We start from the raw sequence: 18,220 nt of genomic DNA on the forward strand, positions 1-18,220 counted from the left end.
GCACCCGTTCGTTAGGCAGATATGACCCGCACCTCCGCGCTCGAAGACATCGTTCCCCTCTCGCCGCTGCAGCAAGGCCTGCTCTACCTCAGCACCGTCGCCGCGCCCGACGACACCGCCCGTGCCGCCGGAGCCGTCGAACCGGACGCCTACACCGTGCAGTCCGTGCTGCGCCTGACCGGGCGGGTGGACGAGGACACCCTGCGGACCTCCGCGCAGGCGCTGCTGGACCGGCACCCCGCCCTGCGCACGTGCTTCCGCCCCCGCAAGGACGGCCGCACCGCCGGCCTCGTCGTGCGCGGCACCGAAGCCCCCTGGCGCAGCGTCGATCTGACCGGTCTCGAGCCGGACGTCGCGGAGCGTCACCTCGCGGATCTGCTCGCCGAGGATCTACGCGACTGGTTCGACCTCACGCGGCCGCCGCTGATCCGCTGGCTGTTCGTGCGAATCGGGCCGGACGACGTGCGGCTCGTGCTCACCGCCCACCACATCGTCGTGGACGGCTGGTCCACCCCGATCCTGGTGCGCGAACTCCTCGAGATCTACGCCGCGGGCGGTGCCGCCACCGGCCTGCTTCCGGTCCGGCCCTACCGCGACTACCTCGCGTGGCTCGGCAGGCAGGACCACGACGCCGCCCGCGCGTTGTGGCGCGAATCCCTCGACGGACTCACCGAACCGAGCCTCGTCGCCCCGCCCGGCGCCACCCGGGCCACGACGCCGACCGCCGCCGTCGCCGTCGAGGTGCCGGCCGGACTCGGCGACCGGCTCACCGGCCTGGCCCGCGACGCCGGCGTCACCCTCAACACCGTCCTGCAGACCGGGTGGGCGCTGCTGCTGTCCGGGCTGCTCGGCCGCGACGACGTCGTCTTCGGCGCCACCGTCTCCGGGCGACCGCCGGAACTGGCCGGCGTCGAATCCATGGTCGGGTTGTTCATCAACACCGTGCCCGTGCGGGTGCGCCTGGATCCCCGCGCCATTGTCACCGAGCTGCTGCGGCGCGTGCAGCTGGCGCAGTCCCGCACCGTCGACCACCAGTACCTCGGCCTCGCCGAGGTACAGCGCGACGTGGGACTGGGGGAGCTGTTCGACACCCTCACCGTCTTCGAGAGCTATCCCGTGGACCGCGACGCGCTCGACCGTGCCCAGCGCGCCGGCGGGGTCACGATCGCCGCCGTCGAGGGCCGCGACGCCACCAACTATCCGCTCGTGCTCACCGCGGGCGTCGCCGACACCCTCGTCATGACCCTCGACTACCGGCCCGGCCTGTTCACCGCGGACGACGCCGCCGCCCTCGCCGGCCGCCTCGTCCACATCCTCGGCGCCCTCGCCGCCGCGCCGGACCGTCCGGCCGCCGCGCTGGACCTGCTCACCGGCACCGAACGCGGTCGCGTCCTCGGCACGTGGTCCGTCGCGCCGGCCGCGCCCTCGGACGGCACCGTCGCGGCGCTGCCCGCCTCGGCGGGTCCGGACACCCTCGCGGTGGTGTGCGGCGCCGAGGAGCGCACCTTCGCGGAGCTCGGGGCGAACTCGGCGCGGCTCGCGCGCCTGCTGATCGGGTTCGGTGTCGGACCCGACGTGCTCGTGGGCCTGGCCCTGCCACGCTCCGCCGCCACCGTGGAGGCCGTCCTCGCGGTGCTCGCCGCCGGGGGTGCCTACCTGCCGCTCGATCCGTCGTACCCGGCGGAGCGGTTGGCGCACATGGTCGCCGACGCCCGCCCCGGTGTCGTGCTCACCACCCGTGCCGTCGCCGACGAACTCGGAGCGACCCTCACCGGCAGCGGCGCGCGCCTCGTCGTGCTCGACGACCCGGACCTGCGCACCCGGCTCGCCGCGCTGCCCGCCGCCGCGGTGGCCGACGCCGATCGTCTCCGCCCGCTCCGCCCCGGTCACGCCGCGTACGTCGTCTACACCTCCGGCTCCACCGGCCTCCCCAAGGGTGTCACCGTCACCCACGCCAATCTCACCGATCTCGTTGCCGCGCAGCGAGAGACGATCATGCGGTCGGCGTCCGGCACGTGGCGGGTGCTGCTGACCTACCCGTTCGCCTTCGACTCGGCCGTCGCCGCCCTGACCTGGCTGCTGTCCGGGCACACCCTGCACGTGCTGCCCGACGAGCACCGCACCGACACCGCGTTCGTCGTCGACTACGTGCGGACCCACCGCATCGATCATGTCGACTGCGTGCCCGTGCTGATGAGCGGACTGCTCGACGCCGGTCTGCTCGACGGTGACCGCCACCGGCCCGCCAAGGTGACCGTCGGCGGCGAGGCCGTCGGATCGGCGCTGTGGCGGCGCCTCGGCGCCGCGGACGGCGTCGAGGCCTACAACTGCTACGGCCCCACCGAATGCACGGTCGACGCAACCTGTTCCCGTATCGAGGGAGACACCGTGACCATCGGCGGACCGACCCCCGGCACCCGGCTGTACGTGCTGGACCGGTGGCTGCGACCGGCACCGCCCGGCGTGGCCGGGGAACTGTACGTCGCCGGCGGGGGTGTCGCCCGCGGTTACCTGGGACAACCCGGCCGGACGGGGGAGCGGTTCGTCGCCGACCCGTTCACCGGCCGGGGCGAGCGGATGTACCGCACCGGCGACGTCGTGCGGTGGTTGCCGGACCCGGTCGACACCGAACGCGGTGCCCTCGAATACGTGGGCCGCGACGACGACCAGGTCAAGATCCGCGGGTTCCGCGTCGAACTCGGCGAGATCGAGGCCGCGCTGGGTGCCGTGCCGGGGGTGCGTGCCGCCGTCGTCGTCGCGCACACCGACGCCCGCGACGTGCGCCGCCTGGTCGGCTACGTCACCGGAACGGCCGAGCCCGTGACCGTCCGCCCCGCCGTCGCCGCCCACCTGCCCGAGTACCTGGTACCCGCCGCGATCCTGCGGGTCCCGGAACTGCCGACCACCGCGAACGGCAAGGTGGACCGGAAGGCCCTGCCGGAGCCGGACTTCGGGGCGCTCGCCGGATCCGGTGCGCCACGCACCGCGACGGAGTCGGCGCTGTGCTCCGCGTTCGCGGAGGTCCTCGGCCTCGACCGCGTCGGCGTCGACGACGACTTCTTCACCCTCGGCGGCGATTCCATCGTCTCGATTCAACTGGTGTCCCGCGCTCGCGCCGCCGACGTCCGGATCACCGCGCGCCAGGTGTTCGAACTGCGCACCGTCGCCGCGCTCGCCGCGGCCTGCGAGTCCGACACCGGTGACGAGCAGCCGGCGCGGCCCGCCGTCGTGGCCACCGGCCCGGTGCCGCTCACCCCGATCGTGCGCGAAACCCTCGACCACGGAGGGGATCTGCGGCGCTTCGCGCAAGCCCGCCTGCTGATCGCTCCGCCCGGGCTCACCGAGGCGCACCTCGTCGCGGCCGTCGACGCACTGCTGCGCACCCATCCCATGCTCCGCTCGCGCCTGACCGTCGCCGGCGGCGACGCGGACTGGGTGGTGCCCGAGGGTATTCCGGACGCGGCGATGGCGGTGCGCCGGGTCGACGCGGCAGGTCTCGACGACGCGCGGTGGCGCGCCCTGTTCGAGGCCGAACGCGACCGCGCGCTGGCGGACCTCGACCCCGCGGCCGGGCAGATGATCCGCGTGGTGCTCCTCGACGCCGGCCCCGACGCGGCGGGCCGCGTGTTCGTCGCCGTGCACCACCTCGTCGTCGACGGTGTGTCGTGGCGGATTCTCGTGCCCGACCTCGCGGCCGCCGTCGATCGGGCGCGACGTGGCGCCGCGCCGGATCTCGAGCCGGCCGGCACGTCCTTCCGGGACTGGGCGCTCGGGCTCACGGAAGCCGCCACGTCCGATCGCATTACGCACTCTCTGCCGCGCTGGCAGGAGATCGCCGAGACCACCGAACCGCCGCTGGGCGCCCGCCCGCTGGATCCGGCGCGCGACACCGTCGCCACCGCGCGGTCGCGCGAGGTGCGGGTACCCGTGGCGGTCACCGAGCAGATCCTCACCACCGTGCCCGCCGCGTACCGGGCGGGCGTCGCGGATGTGCTGCTCACCGCCCTCGCGCTGGCCGTGACGTCGGTGCGCGGCGGCGACGTGCTGCGCGTGCACCTCGAGGGCCACGGCCGCGCCGAGCACGCCGTGCCCGGCGCCGACCTCACCCGCACCGTCGGCTGGTTCACCACCCTGTACCCCGCCGTGCTCGACGTGTCCGGCATCGACCCGCACGAGGCCCTCGCCGGTACCGCGGCAGCCGGAACCGCTCTGGCCCAGGTCAAGGAGTCGCTGCGGGCCCTGCCCGACGACGGCCTCGGATTCGGGCTGCTGCGCCGCCTCGCTCCCGAAGGAACGCGGCACTTCCCGGGGTACCGGGCCCCCGACGTGATGTTCAACTACCTCGGCCGGATGACGCTCGGGGAGAACACAGGTCAGGCGTGGTCCGCCGCGGCGGAGGCGGGTGCCCTCGGCGGCGCCGTCGATCCCGGCACACCCCTCGACCACGTCCTCGACGTCAACGCCGTCACCGAGGACGGCCCCCGCGGCCCCGAGATCGTCTGCGAATTCACGGCGGCGGGCGTCCTCGACGAGGAGACCGTCGCCCTCGTCGCCGGCCGGTGGGTGGAGGCGCTCGCCGCGCTGGCCCGGCACGCCGGCACCCCCGGCGCCGGCGGACCCACCCCGTCGGACCTGACCTACCGGAGGCTGGCGCTGCCCGAACTCGCCTCGCTCACCACCGAACTCGGCCCGATCGACGACGTCGTACCGCTCACGCCGCTGCAGCGCGGCATGTTCTTCCTCGCCGGTCTCGACGACGGCACCGGCACCGACGTGTACTCGATGCAGACCGTCCTCGATCTGCGCGGCGACCTCGACCGGGACACGTTGCGGCGCAGCGTCGTCGCGCTGCTGGACCGGCACGCGACCCTGCGCACCGGATTCCGCACGACCACAGCCGGTGACCCCGTCGGCGTCGTTCTCCGGGACCCCGGCCTGCGGTGGACGGACGTCGACCTCACACACGACCCCACCCCCGTGACCGAATGTCACACCGCTTCGGTCAGATCGACGCGATGTGACATTCGGCCCGTCGAGGAGCGCAGCGACGACCTCGTCGCCGCGGACCGCGCCACCCGGTTCGACGTCGCGGCCGCGCCGCTGGTGCGGTTCACCCTCGTGCGCCTCGCACCGGACCGGCACCGGCTGATCTTCGCCGCCCACCACCTGCTGCTCGACGGCTGGTCGTCGCCGCTGCTGATGCAGGAACTGTTCACCCTCTACGGCGCGGGCGCCGACCCGGCGTCGCTGCCCGCGGTCCGCCCGTTCACCGACTACCTCGCGTGGCTGGGCGACCGCGACACCGACGAGGGCTTGCGCCGCTGGACCGAGGCGCTCACCGGCGTCGAGGAACCCACGCTGCTTGCCCCGGCCGGCTCGTCGCTCGACGCCACGCTGCCCGCCGAACTCTCGGTGCCGGTGCCGGCCGGTCTGGCCGCGCGGCTGCAGCGCCGCTGCCGCGACCTCGGCGTCACCGTGAACACCGCGGTGCAGACCGCGTGGGCGGTTCTCCTCGGCGCCCGGCTCGACCGCACCGACGTGACCTTCGGCGCCGTCGTGTCCGGCCGCGTCCCGGACGTTCCCGGCGTCGAGACGATGATCGGCCTGTTCATCAACACCGTGCCCGTGCGCGTCGTGCTGCGCCCCGGCGAGCCCGCCGCCGAACTGCTCCGGCGCGTCCAGGACGAGCAGAACCGGCTCCTGGATCACCAGTACGTCGGCCTCGCCGACATCCAGCGCGCCGTCGGCCTCGGCGAACTGTTCGACACCCTCATCGTGTTCGAGAGCTACCCGATCGACACCGACGCCCTCGCCCGCGCGCAGCGCTCCGGTGGTCTCGATGTCACCGACGTCCGCGGTCACGACGCCACCAACTTCCCGCTGGTGCTCGTCGCCGCACTCGACGACGAGCTCGCCCTCACCCTCGAGTACCAGCAGGCGTTGTTCACCGCCGCCGACGCCGGCGCACTCGGCCGGCAGCTCGTGCGCCTCCTCGACCAGCTCGCCGGGGAACAGTCGCTGCGCGTCGCCCAGCTCGACGTCCTCGGTCCGGCCGAGCGAGGACGGCTGCCCGGACTCTCGTCGACCGCCCCGGCACCGTCGAACGGGCACCGCACCGTGACCGACCTGCTCGCGGCGCAGATCGCCCGCACCCCGGACGCAGCGGCCGTCGTGTGCGGCGCCGTGCGGCTCACCTTCGCCCAGCTCGGCGCCGCGTCGGCACGTCTGGCACGACGGCTGATCGACGAGGGCGTCGGACCCGAGACGCTCGTGGGCCTGGCCCTGCCGCGCTCGGCGGACATGATGGTCGCGCTCTGCGCCGTGCACGCCGCCGGCGGCGCCTACGTGCCGATGGACCCGGCGTACCCCGCGGAGCGCCTCGCGCACATGGTCGGCGACGCGCGGCCGCGGGTCGTGGTCACGAACGGTGCCGTGGCGCAGACGCTGCGACCGGTGCTCGGTGGGGTGCCGGTGCTCGACCTCGACGACGAGACGGTCCGTGCCGACGTCGGGGCCCGCCCGGCCGCACCCGTCGCCGACCACGAGCGCACCGCACCGCTCCGACCGGAGCACCCCGTGTACGTCATCTACACGTCCGGCTCCACCGGGTTGCCGAAGGGCGTGGCGATCACCCACGCGAACCTGCTCAACCTGTTCGACAGCCACCGCGCCGACCTGTACGTGCCCACCGTGGCGGGGGCGGGCCGGACGAGCGTGGGCGTCGGGCACGCCTGGTCGTTCGGGTTCGACGCCTCGTGGCAGCCGATGCTGTGGCTGCTCGACGGCCACGCCGTGCACGTGTTCGACGAGGACACCCTGCGCGATCCCGAGGCGATGGTCGCGTACGTCGCCGAACACGAACTCGACTTCCTCGAGGTCACCCCGTCGTTCCTCGACCGCATGGTCGCCGCCGGGCTGTTCGACGGCGGACACCGGCCCGCCACGGTCGGGTTCGGGGGCGAGGCCGTCAACCCGGCGCTGTGGCGGCGGTTGCGGGAGCTGACCGACGGACGTGCGTTCAATCTCTACGGGCCCACCGAGTGCACCGTCGACTCGCTCGTCGGACAGGTCACCGACGCCGACACCCCGTGCCTGGGCCGGGCCGTGCACGGCGCCGCCGCCTACGTCCTCGACCGGATGCTGCGCCCCGTGCCGGTCGGCGTCGCGGGTGAGCTGTACGTCGCCGGATCCGGCGTGGCCCGCGGCTACCTCGGGCGCCCCGACCTGACCGGCACCCGCTTCCTGCCCGACCCGTTCGGTCCGCCGGGAACCCGCATGTACCGCACCGGCGACGTCGTGCGCCGGGCCCCGGCCGGCGACGGCCGTGTCACCCTCGAATTCCTCGGCCGCGGCGACGACCAGGTCAAGATCCGCGGCTTCCGGGTCGAGCTCGGCGAGGTCGAGGCGGCCCTGACCGCGGTGCGCGGGGTGCGCGACGCCGTCGCCGTCGCCCACACCGACGAACGCGGCGTGCGCCGGCTCGTCGGCTACGTCGTGCCCGACGGCGACGTGGACCCGGCCGTCGTGCGGGCCGTGCTCGCCGAGCGGCTCCCGGACTACATGGTGCCGGCCGCGGTGCTCGTGCTGGCCGCATTCCCCGTCACCGCCAACGGCAAGGTGGATCGGAAGGCGCTACCGGAGCCGGACTTCGGGGCACTCGTCGGCTCGGGTGCGCCGCGCACCGAGCGGGAGGCGGTGCTGGCGGAGGTGGCCGCCGAGGTGCTCGGCCTCGACCGGGTGGGCATCGACGACGACTTCTTCGCGCTCGGCGGTGACTCGATCGTCTCGATCCAGTTCGTCTCCCGCGCCCGGGCCGCCGGGCTCCGGCTCACGGCCCGGCAGGTGTTCGAGCTGCGCACCGTCGCGGCCCTGGCCGCGGTCGACGAGACGGACACGGCCCCGGCGGCGGTGCCCGCGGTCGCCGCGACGGGCGACGTGCCGATCACCCCGATCGTGTGGGAGGCCCTCGCGTGGGGCGGCGACCTCGCCCGGTTCTCGCAGGCGCGGTTGCTCGTCGCGCCCGTCGGCCTCACCGTGCACACGCTCGGGAAGGCCGTCGCGGCGCTGCTCGACACCCATCCGATGCTTCGGTCCCGGTTCGCCGTCGCCGGGGGCCGACCCCGCTGGACCGTCCCCGAGACCGCACCGGGCATCGAGACCCTGGTGCGCCGCGTCGAGGTCGGTGAGGTCGACGACGAGCAGTGGGCGGATCGGTTCGCTGCCGAACGCGAAATCGCCTACAGGGCACTCGATCCGGAATCCGGAGTGATGGTGCAGGCGATCTTGTTCGACTTCGGGCCGCACCGCCCCGGCCGCGTGTTCGTCGCCGTGCACCACCTGGTGATCGACGGTGTGTCGTGGCGCATCCTCGTGCCCGACCTCGCCGACGCCGTCGAACAGGCCCGACGCGGCGAGACCGTCGCGCTGACGTCACCCGGCACGTCCTTCCGGGCGTGGGCGACCGGCCTCGCCGAGGCCGCGCGCTCCGAGCGGATCAGGGCCTCGCTGCCCGCCTGGCAACTCGCGGTCGACGCGGTCGAACCACCCCTCGGCGTCCGGGCCCTCGACCCGGCACGCGACACGGTCTCGGCGCTGCGCTCGACGCACGTGCGGGTTCCCGTGCCGGTCACCGAGGACGTCCTCGCCTCCGGGGCCGTGAACGACGCGCTGCTCGCGGCGCTCGCCGTGGCGGTCGCCTCGGTCCGCGGCGGCGACGTCGTGCGCGTCGAACTCGAGGGTCACGGCCGCGAGGAACAGGTCGTGCCCGGAGCCGACGTCGCGCGCACCGTCGGGTGGTTCACGTCGATGTTCCCGGTCGCGCTGAACTTGGCCGGTATCGACCCCGAGGACGCCCTGACCGGCGCGGCCGCCGCGCGCGAGGCCCGCGCGCGAGTCGCGCACGCGCTGAACGCCGTGCCCGACAACGGCATCGGCTTCGGACTACTGCACCGCCTCGCGCCCGACCACGTCTTCGACCGCTATCGGCGGCCCCAGGTGGTGTTCAACTACCTCGGCCGGATGACGCTCGGCGAGGACACCGGCGCCCCGTGGTCGGGCGCACCCGAGGCCGTCGCGCTCGGCGGTTCCGTCGACCCGGCCACGCCGCTCGACCACGTCCTGCACGTCGACGCCGTCGTCGAGGACACCCCGGAGGGGCCCATGCTCGACTGCGAATTCGCCGCGCCCGACGAGGTGCTCGACGAGCGCACCGTCGCCGTCGTGGCCCGGCGCTGGGTCCAGGCCCTCACCGCGGCCGCCCGCATCCCCGCACCCGTTGCAACCGAGAAGGAGTGACCTCATGTCAGCACAGTCCGGCATCCTGGACCGCGAGACGATCCGCACCGATATCGCACGGCTCCTCGAGATCGAGGCCGACGAACTCGACCCCGCGCTCAGCCTCGTCGACCAGGGCCTCGACTCGGTGCGTCTGATGGCGCTCGTGGAGCAGTGGCGCGGCGCCGGCGCGGATGTCGACTTCGTCTCGCTGGCCACCGAACCGCGGCTCGAGGCGTGGTACGACCTGCTCGCCCCGCGGTGACCCGGCCGTGGCCCTGATCGACAAGCTGGTCCTCGACGTCGACCCCCTGCGCACCAGCCGCGAATTCCGCTACATCTTCACCGCCCGGGTCGTGTCGCTGTTCGGCCTCGGCTTCCTCGTCGTCGCCGTGCCGCTGCAGGTGTACCGGCTCACCGGGTCCACCGCGCAGGTCGCCGCCGTGTCGGCGGTGCTCGGCGTGACCACCTTCGCCGCCACGTTCGTCGGCGGGGTGCTCGCCGACCGCTACGATCGCCGGCGCGTCATCGCCGTCGCCCGGGGCACCGCGGGCGTGGCGTTCGCGGTGCTCGCACTCAACGCGTTTCTGCCCGACCCGAAGATGTGGGTCGTCTATGTGGCGGCCGTGATCGACGGCGCGTGCGGCGGCATCTCCGCGACCGCCCTTATGGCCGTCACCCCCAGCCTGCTGCCGCGGGAGAAGATGGCGGCGGCCGGTGCGCTCATGGCCCTCACCGGCGACCTGGGCGCGATGGTCGGACCCGCACTCGGCGGGGTCGTCATCGCCGCCGGCGGAGTCGGGGTGGCCTACGCTCTCGCGGCATCCACCACCGCCGTGACCACGTTCTGCATCACCCGGCTGCCGTCCCTGCCGCCGACGCACGTCGCCGACGAGTCGCCGCTGCGCTCGGTGCTCAGCGGCTTCCGCTACGCGTCGGGGAACCGTGTCATCAGCGGCGTGCTCGTCTGCGGATTCGTGACGATGCTGCTTGCCGGCTGGTCGGTGCTCGTCCCCGAGTACGCCACCGAGGTGCTCGGCGCGGGACCGTCGGTGGTGGGGCTGCTCTACACCGCCCCGGCCGTCGGCGCGGTGATCGGCTCGCTCACCAGCGGCTGGACCGGCCACCTCCGCCGATCCGGGCAGGTGGTCTTCCTGCTCATGGCCGTCTCCGCCGCCGGGCTCGTCGGGGCGGGCCTCACCGCGACCGTCGCGGTGGCGCTGCTGGGCCTGGCCGCGCACGGCTTCGGCGACGCGCTCACCGACATCGTCCGGTACGCGACGGTCCAGAAACACACCCCCGACGAGTACCGGGGGCGCATCGCCGCGGTGTGGGCGGCGCAGGTCACCGCCGGTGCCTCCGTCGGCGCGGTGGTCGCGGGCGCAGTGGCGGCGCTGGTGCCGATCTCGGCGGCGCTGCCCGCGTACGGTGCCGTCGGGCTGGTGATCACCGCGCTGCTGTGGGCCACCTTGCGCACGCTGCGCCGGCTCGACGAGGGGACCTCGCTCGAGCGCGTCGCCTGAGCCCGTCCTGCCGAACGCCGCTGCGCCGGCACCCGTGTGCGGGTGCCGGCGCGGGCCGGTTCCGCTCGGTCGAACACGATCACGCCGCGGATGTTCTTGCCGCCGTGCATGTCCTCGTATGCCTCGGCGACCTGGTCGAGGGTGTAGCGGGTGGTGATCAGCGCGCATACCCCCGAGATCGTGAGCTACGCGGTCCGAAGGCTCGCACCGGCGTGAGACCCGCCTCGTCGTACCGCTGTTTCCGGACTCCGGCGAGGGGAATCCCGACGGCATGTCCACCAACGAACCGTTCGGGCCGTTCGAGCGCACACCCGGAGAAGAGATCGATGCTGCGCACCCCTCTGCACGCTGGATGACGAGTGACGCAGCGCAGGCCCGGGACTACGACACCTGGTTCGCCACCCCGTGGGGCGCCCACGCCTGGGCCGTGGAGCGCGGCGCGATCGATGTGGCCCTGCCGGAGGTGGCAGGCCGCACCGTGGTCGAGATCGGCTGCGGGACCGGCCGGCTCGTGTGCCATCTTGTTCACCGTGGTGCCCGTGTGCTCGGTGTGGACCTGTCGGCGGGCATGCTGGCCGTCGCGGCCGCCCGGGCACCCGGCCGGGTCGTGCGCGCCGACGCCGCCCGCCTGCCGGTGCCGGACGCCGCGGCCGACGCGGCCGTCACCGTCGCGACCCTCGAGTTCACCGACGCCGCGGCGGTGCTCACCGAGATGGCCCGCATCACTCGTCCGGGCGGGCGCATCGTCGCACTCACCCTGAACCCGACCAGCCCTTGGGGGTGGCTCGATCGGCCCACCCGCCGAGCGCCGTACTCGGACGGACGCTTTGTCACGCGGCGAGAGCTGCGCCGTCTGGGCGCTCGACACGGCCGAGCCCGGGTGCAGGGCCGGTTGTTCACCGCGGCGCATCCGCGGTTCGGGCACCGGCTCGAGCCGGCGGCGGCCCTGATCGGCCGGATCGTCCCGCAGTTCGGTGCCGTCCAGGTGCTGGTCGTCGACCGGACGCGATGAGAGGTGAGTCGCCGTCGCGACGACCATATTTCTGCAACTGCGGGGTTGCAGTCGAGGAAGAAAGGTGCAACCCTGGAGTTGCACAACCCCTACCCGAACTGGAGGCGATCATGGCCCCGCTCGACATCACCCGCACCATCGACATCGCGGCACCGGCCACCAAGGTGTGGTCCGCCCTGACCGAACCCGCACTGATCGCGCAATGGTTCGGCGACAGAATCGAATTCGACGCATCGCCCGGCGGTGCCGGCACGTTCGGCTGGACGGGCCACGACGCCGGACCCTTCCGGGTACTGGTCGAACACGTGGACGAGCCGAAGACACTGATCTATCGCTGGGCACGCGACGCGAATGTGGACCCGGTACCGGGCAACTCCACGGTCGTGCGGTTCGACCTGGCCGAGATCGACGGCGGCACCCGGTTGACGATGGTGGAGACCGGCTTCGAGGAACTCGTCGACCCGCAGTCGGCCCACGACGGCAATGTCGACGGCTGGCGTGCCGAACTCGGCGATCTGGTGGAGTTCCTGGAATCCCGGTGAACGATGTGCCGAAGGGCGTTCCAGCGGTGCTCGCGGTACTGGCCGACGAGACCCGCTGGAACATCCTCGCCGCGATCGGCGCCGAGGACCTGTCCGCCAGTGCGCTCGCGGGGCGGCTGCCGGTCAGTCGTCAGGCGATCGCCAAGCACCTGACCGTGCTGGCCGCCGCCGGGCTCGTGGAGTCGGTTCGGGTCGGCCGGGAGATCCGCTACCGGGCGGTCGGTGCCCGGCTCGGCGAACTGGCCGGCGAGCTGGAATCGATCGGGCGGCAGTGGGACCGCCGGCTCGAAGCGATCAAGCGCATCGCCGAACGTCCCTAGCCGCACGGGCGGCCGGAGCGCGGCGAGGCCCGAGCGGCGACGCGCTCGGCGAGAACGGTGGAGCGCCGTCCCGAGGGGTTGTCCATCGACACCCTCGGGGTGGTGGTGCCGGTCGCCGCCGGCACCGACCCTGTAGTGGTCCGAGGAGAGATTCGCCTCTCCGATCGAGTACCACTGGAGGGCAGGTCGATTCATGGCGGCGAGTGGAGAGCGCAGGACCCGGGCCCGGGTCCTGCGGTTCGTGACCGCAGCGGGAGCGGCGACGGCACTGATCGTGGGCGGGTTCACGTCTCCGGTCGGCGCGGCCGGCTTCGCCTCGGCGGCGGGGGAGATCCCGCCGGGCCTCGAGCCCTTCTACACCCAGCAGCTCCAGTGGGGATCGTGCGACGGCTACAGCACCGACGGATCGGACCTGGCCGGGGCCGGGCTCGAGTGCGCGCGGGTGACCGTGCCGATCGATTACGAGAACCCCCAGGGCGATACCGCGCAGATCGCCCTGTCCCGATCACGGGCGACGGGGGAGAAGGTCGGGTCGCTGCTCGTCAACCCGGGTGGACCGGGAGCGTCCGGCCTCGGGATGGCCGTCGTCGGCGCCGGCACCGAGCTCGCCGAGCGGTTCGACGTCGTCGGATTCGACCCGCGCGGCATCGGTGCGTCGACACCGCAGATCGACTGCCTGACGCCCGAGGAGACCGACGCGTGGCGGCAGGACCCCGCGGTGGACATGACCCCCGAGGGGATCGCCCGGGCGGAGCAGAACCGCCGGGAGTACGCGGCGCGCTGCGCCGAACGCACGGGCACCGACGTGCTGGCGCACGTGGGCGCCCGCGACGTGGTGCGGGACATGGACGTCATCCGGGCCGTTCTCGGCGACCCGAAGCTGAACTACCTCGGCTACTCCTACGGAACCCGGCTCGGTTCGGCCTACGCGGAGGCGTTTCCCGGCAACGTGCGGGCGATGGTGCTCGACGGGGCGCTCGATCCTCAGCAGGACCCGGTCGAGGAAGCGGTGCGGCAGGCCGCCGGTTTCCAGCAGGCCTTCGACGCATTCGCCACGGAGTGCGCGACCCGCGAGGACTGCCCCCTCGGCACCGATCCCGCGGTCGCAGTCGAGCGGTTCCGCTCGCTGGTCGATCCCCTGATCGATCGGCCGGCCGCGACGGAGGATCCGCGGGGGCTGAGCTACGCGAACGCGATCAGCGGCGTCATCGCGACCCTGTACTCGCCGGAGGGCTGGGAATACCTGCGGGACGGGCTGGCCGAACTGGTGCAGGGGCGGGGCGACACACTGCTGGTGCTGTCCGACATGTACGAGGGCCGGTTCGCCGACGGTTCGTACTCGAACTCTGCCGAGGCGATGGCGGCGGTGCGGTGCGTCGACGACGCCGCCGTGACCGACCCCGCCGTGGCCGGTGAACTCGACACCCGGTCCCGGCAGGCGGCCCCGTTCCTCGACGACGGCCGCGGCACCGGCAACGCGCCGCTCGGTGCGTGCGCCTTCTGGCCCGTGCCGCCGACGGGAGATCGGCACGCCGTGGAGGTCGACGGTCTGCCCCCGATCGTCGTGGTCTCCACCACCGAGGATCCGGCGACGCCGTATCAGGCGGGTGTGGACCTGGCGAAGCAACTGGACGCGGTGCTCGTCACGTACCGCGGAACCCAGCACGGCGTGGTGCTGAGCGGCCAGTGGTGCGTCGACCTGCCCGTCGCGCGTTACCTCGTCGATCTGGCTGTGCCGGAAGGGGATACGACATGCTGAGCCGCACCGGAGCCGATCCGTCGTGACAGAGGTTCGGGGCGCCCGCGGTGGTCACCGCGGGCGCCCCGCGAATTCGGAGCCGAACGGCAGGGTTTCCCAAGGCTGCTGCCAGCTGCGCGGGTCAGTGTGGAGTCGTCCAACGGGCGGGGAACCACCTCGCCCCCGACGAGAGGACTGCGAAGTCGTGAAGGTTCTGAACACGAAGCTGGGCAAGGTCGCGGCGACGGGGACGATCGCGTTGGCCGCAGTGGGCGTCGGCGCCGGCGTCGCGAGCGCCGCACCCGGTTCGTCCCCGGTTCAGCAGCAGCCGGCGCCGCAGCACCAGCCGGCCCCGCAGCATCAGCAGCCCGGGCCGCAGGGGCACGGGTTCTGGCTGTTCGACCAGTGGGTGCCGCTGCCGTGGTGACGACTGCGCCCGTCCATCCCGGCTGAGGGTGCGCGGCGACCGTGCCGCTCCGGCGCGGTTGCCGCGTGCCGCCCTCACGCTCGTCACCGCGGCTCCGGGTCGGCGCCGGGCCGCACCCTCGGCCGACCTGGCAGACTCGATCGGGAAGGCGATGAGGAGACAGACGGTGACGGACACGGTGGACGGCGCTGACGACGTGCAGCTGAGGCAACCACGAGTCGAGCCGGCGCAGCTCAACCTGGACCCGCCGCAGATCGCGCTCCAACGGGAGTTCCGCCGCGTCCTGATGGTCTACAAGTTCGGTATCGACGAGATGATGACCAAGATCAACATCCTCCGGGAGGAGTTCGGCTTCGCCCACGACCACAACCCGATCGAGCACGTCAAGTCGCGGCTGAAGACACCGGAGTCGGTCGTCGAGAAGGCCGTCCGCAAGGACCTGCCGCTCACCCTCGACGCGATCCGCGAGAACATCTACGACATCGCCGGCATCCGCATCACCTGCAGTTTCATCTCCGACGTCTACCGGATCTTCGACTTGATCACCGGGCAGCGCGACGTCCGGGTCGTCCAGGTCAAGGACTACATCGCGCATCCGAAGCCCAACGGGTACCGGAGCCTGCACGCGATCGTCGAGGTCCCCGTGTTCATGTCCGACCGGGTGCAGCCGGTGTTCGTCGAACTGCAGATCCGCACCGTCGCGATGGACTTCTGGGCCAGTCTCGAACACAAGATCTTCTACAAGTACGACAAGGCGGTGCCCGTCGGACTGCTCGACGAACTCCGGGCAGCGGCCGCGACCGCCCGCGACCTCGACGTCCGGATGGAGGCCCTGCACGACCAGGTGCACGGGCCCGACTCGTCGCCCTGACCTCCTGCGGGGCGAGCGAATGTATCGCTCGCTACCGCTGAGGAGATGGACGATACATTCGCTCGGCCCGGGGCGGCCCCGGGGCGGCCCAAGGCGCGCGTCGCTCGGCCCGGCTCAGGCGTCGTGCTCGGTGAAGTCCCGGTCGTGATCCGTGGTACGGCCGTACCCGGTCTCGGTCATGCCGTGCCGCCAGTAGCCGATGACGAGGGTGGACCTGCGGTCGAAGCCCGCCTCGTTCCGCAGATACCTGCGCATCCGCAGCACAGTCGCGGATTCGGCCGAGACCCACGCGAACCGCTTCAACTCGCCGTCGGGGATCGGCACGGTGGTCGCCGCGTCGGCCAGGTGTGTGGTGGTGCCCGCGGGCGCCCCGTCGCGGTGCACCCAGCGGATCTCGATGTCGGCGGGGGAGCGCAGATCCTGCCGTTCACCCTCGTCGGCGACCTCGACGACGGCGGTGCCGCGGGCGCCCTCGGGTAGGCGTTCGAGCATGCGGCCGATCGCCGGCAGCGCCGTCTCGTCGCCGACGATCAGATACCAGTCGGCCGGGGGCGCGACGATCCCGCCGCCGCCGGCCGCCGCGATGCGGTCACCCGGACGGGCCCGCTCGGCCCAGGCGCTGGCCAGCCCTTCGTCGCCGTGCCGGACGAAGTCGATGTCCATCTCGGAGGCCGCGGGATCGAGCCGCCGCACGGTGTAGGTGCGGACCTGTGCCTTGAGCGTGGGGTCGGGCCACTCGAGGCGACGGCCGCCGGTGTTGACCGGCAGGTCGAGGTCGCCGTTCTCCCGCGGGAAGATCAGTTTGATGTTGGGCACGCGGGTCGGGTCGCTCGCGTAGACCTCGACCCCGCGGCCGGCGAACGTGACGCGGCGCATGCGGGGGGTGATGTCCTCGACCTTCGCGACTTCGATGACGCTGGGCAGCAGCCCGTCTTCGTTCGACATGACCCACACCTTAGGTGAGCCTTTCCAACCTAAGGGGTGCCGGGTGGTTCGGCGGGCCGGTTCGGCATCGTCGCGGCCGTCACCGCCAGGCCCACCGCGGCCACGAGAAGGGCGACGAACACCGGAGCCACCGCGTCGGCGAGCCGCTCCGGCTCCAAGGGGCCCGACCCGGCGACCCCGTCCGCGGCCAGCGCCGAGTTCGCCAGCGCGCCGAACACCGCGACCCCGACGGCGCTGCCGATCGATCGGGCGAACGAATACGCCCCCGTCACCACGCCCCGCTCGGCCCACGTCACGCTCGACTGCGCCGAGATCAGCGCCGGGCTCGCGATCAGGCCCATCCCGAGACCGACCAGCACGCAGCACACCGCGACGTGCCACACCGGCGATTGCTCGTCGAGCAGCGTCAGCAGACCCGTGCCGGCCAGCACCGGCACGGACCCGATCATCGCGGTGTTGCGGAACCCGATCCGCAGGTAGAACCAGCCGGAACGAGCCGCCGCGAGCGGCCAGCCGATCGTCATCGTCGACAGGGTGAATCCCGCGACCAGTGCCGTGGTGCCCAGTGACCCCTGCACGAACGCGGGCACGTAGGAGGTCAGCCCCAGCACCACGGCGCCGACGAGGGCAGCGACCGCGCTGCTGGTCAGCACCACACGACGGGCGAACACCCACGGCGGCAGGATCGGCTCCGGCGCCCGCCGCTCGACCCACACGAACAGCAGTAACAGCGTCGTGCCGGCCGCGAACACCCCGGCGCTCGGCGCCGATGCCCACGCCCACGCCTGCCCGCCCTCGAGCAGACCCAGGATCAGCAGACCCGAACCCGTGGCGAGCGTCGCGGCGCCGGCCAGATCCACCCGCCGCCGGGCGGCCGGGGGCCGTGGCTCGGCGAACGCCCGCAGGAGCACCCCCGCGGCCAGCGCACACAGCGGCAGGTTGACCCAGAAGATCCACCGCCACGACACATAGTCGGAGAACACGCCGCCGACGGCGGGGCCGACGATCGCCGACATGCCCCACACGCTCGCGAGGTAGCCCTGCGCCTTTGCGCGCTCGGCGACGGTGTAGATGTCGCCGGCGATGGTCTGCGCCATCGGCAGCACGGCCCCCGCCCCGAGACCCTGCACCGCGCGGAAGGCGATCAGTGCCGGCATGCTCCACGCCAGCGCGCACAGCGCCGAGCCCAGCGCGAACAGCGCGATGCCGAACAGCAGCACGGGTTTGCGCCCGTACACGTCCGACACCTTGCCGTAGACCGGCACGAGCACGGCCTGCGTGAGCAGGTAGCTCGAGAACAGCCACGGGAACTGCGTGAAGCCGCCGAGGTCCGCGACGATGGTCGGGACGGCGGTGGCCAGGATGGTGCTCTCGAGTGCGACGAGCGCGGTGGCGAGCATCAGGGCCGCGAGAATCGGTCCGCGTTCCGAGCGCAGACCCACGTCGATCCGGGGTGCGGCCGACATCACGCTCCTGTTCGGGGTGGGGTTCCGGTCACGATCATTGTCATAGTGAACGATCCGGCGATCGGACGGGGGTGCGGTGCAGGTCGGCGCGGCGCACTAGGGT

Annotated in this window: 11 protein-coding genes; 9 read left to right on the forward strand and 2 right to left on the reverse strand. The window is 72.9% G+C overall.

The features are described 5' to 3' along the window. Positions 1 to 21: 21 nt before the first annotated feature. The 9 genes from ISO16_RS22200 to ISO16_RS22240 all read left to right on the forward strand — a co-directional run bounded on the left by ISO16_RS22200 (position 22) and on the right by ISO16_RS22240 (position 15,706). Positions 22 to 9,294: a non-ribosomal peptide synthetase gene (locus ISO16_RS22200; protein WP_072634380.1), complete on the forward strand. Its 9,273-nt coding sequence runs from the start codon at positions 22 to 24 to the stop codon at positions 9,292 to 9,294. A 4-nt stretch (positions 9,295 to 9,298) separates the two neighbouring features. Next, positions 9,299 to 9,538: a phosphopantetheine-binding protein gene (locus ISO16_RS22205; RefSeq protein WP_006931923.1), complete on the forward strand. Its 240-nt coding sequence runs from the start codon at positions 9,299 to 9,301 to the stop codon at positions 9,536 to 9,538. A gap of 7 nt (positions 9,539 to 9,545) precedes the next feature. Then, complete coding sequence (entS, locus tag ISO16_RS22210) at positions 9,546 to 10,796, forward strand: enterobactin transporter EntS (protein WP_072634381.1); 1,251 nt, start codon at positions 9,546 to 9,548, stop codon at positions 10,794 to 10,796. A 271-nt stretch (positions 10,797 to 11,067) separates the two neighbouring features. Next, on the forward strand, positions 11,068 to 11,808 hold the full coding sequence (locus tag ISO16_RS22215) for a class I SAM-dependent methyltransferase (RefSeq protein ID WP_230304415.1): 741 nt from the start codon (positions 11,068 to 11,070) through the stop codon (positions 11,806 to 11,808). 110 nt (positions 11,809 to 11,918) lie between these two features. Continuing rightward, the gene (locus ISO16_RS22220) at positions 11,919 to 12,350 is read left to right on the forward strand and encodes an SRPBCC family protein (RefSeq protein WP_072634382.1); all 432 of its coding nucleotides are present in this window, start codon (positions 11,919 to 11,921) and stop codon (positions 12,348 to 12,350) included. Further along, positions 12,347 to 12,670: an ArsR/SmtB family transcription factor gene (locus ISO16_RS22225; RefSeq protein WP_072634383.1), complete on the forward strand. Its 324-nt coding sequence runs from the start codon at positions 12,347 to 12,349 to the stop codon at positions 12,668 to 12,670. Before ISO16_RS22220 ends, ISO16_RS22225 begins: the two co-directional genes overlap by 4 nt. Positions 12,671 to 12,863: 193 nt before the next feature. Then, on the forward strand, positions 12,864 to 14,429 hold the full coding sequence (locus ISO16_RS22230; protein WP_072634384.1) for an alpha/beta hydrolase: 1,566 nt from the start codon (positions 12,864 to 12,866) through the stop codon (positions 14,427 to 14,429). A gap of 184 nt (positions 14,430 to 14,613) precedes the next feature. Next, positions 14,614 to 14,835 carry a hypothetical protein gene (locus ISO16_RS22235; RefSeq protein ID WP_139310945.1) on the forward strand — a complete coding sequence of 74 codons (222 nt, stop codon included), beginning with the start codon at positions 14,614 to 14,616 and terminating at the stop codon, positions 14,833 to 14,835. Positions 14,836 to 15,013: 178 nt separating this feature from the next. Further along, positions 15,014 to 15,706 carry a GTP pyrophosphokinase gene (locus ISO16_RS22240; protein ID WP_081636925.1) on the forward strand — a complete coding sequence of 231 codons (693 nt, stop codon included), beginning with the start codon at positions 15,014 to 15,016 and terminating at the stop codon, positions 15,704 to 15,706. Between the two features lie 114 nt (positions 15,707 to 15,820). Here ISO16_RS22240 and ISO16_RS22245 read toward each other — a convergent pair whose 3' ends face one another. Both ISO16_RS22245 and ISO16_RS22250 read right to left on the reverse strand, forming a co-directional pair. Then, a complete protein-coding gene (locus ISO16_RS22245) occupies positions 15,821 to 16,651 on the reverse strand; it encodes a siderophore-interacting protein (RefSeq protein WP_072634564.1) in 831 nt (276 codons plus the stop codon). Positions 16,652 to 16,680: 29 nt separating this feature from the next. After that, positions 16,681 to 18,117, reverse strand: coding sequence for an MFS transporter (locus ISO16_RS22250; RefSeq protein ID WP_050034621.1), 1,437 nt, complete (start codon positions 18,115 to 18,117; stop codon positions 16,681 to 16,683). Positions 18,118 to 18,220 lie beyond the last annotated feature (103 nt).

It is taken from the genome of Rhodococcus sp. M8 (assembly GCF_015654185.1).
Lineage (GTDB): Bacteria > Actinomycetota > Actinomycetes > Mycobacteriales > Mycobacteriaceae > Rhodococcus > Rhodococcus aetherivorans.

Bases quoted from the DNA above. Each gene is read 5' to 3' on its own strand.
- ISO16_RS22200 (WP_072634380.1), top strand. From the start codon at position 22: ATGACCCGCACCTCCGCGCTCGAAGACATCGTTCCCCTCTCGCCGCTG.
- ISO16_RS22205 (WP_006931923.1), top strand. From the start codon at position 9,299: ATGTCAGCACAGTCCGGCATCCTGGACCGCGAGACGATCCGCACCGAT.
- ISO16_RS22215 (WP_230304415.1), top strand. From the start codon at position 11,068: ATGTCCACCAACGAACCGTTCGGGCCGTTCGAGCGCACACCCGGAGAA.
- ISO16_RS22220 (WP_072634382.1), top strand. From the start codon at position 11,919: ATGGCCCCGCTCGACATCACCCGCACCATCGACATCGCGGCACCGGCC.
- ISO16_RS22230 (WP_072634384.1), top strand. From the start codon at position 12,864: ATGGCGGCGAGTGGAGAGCGCAGGACCCGGGCCCGGGTCCTGCGGTTC.
- ISO16_RS22245 (WP_072634564.1), bottom strand. From the start codon at position 16,651: ATGTCGAACGAAGACGGGCTGCTGCCCAGCGTCATCGAAGTCGCGAAG.
- ISO16_RS22250 (WP_050034621.1), bottom strand. From the start codon at position 18,117: ATGTCGGCCGCACCCCGGATCGACGTGGGTCTGCGCTCGGAACGCGGA.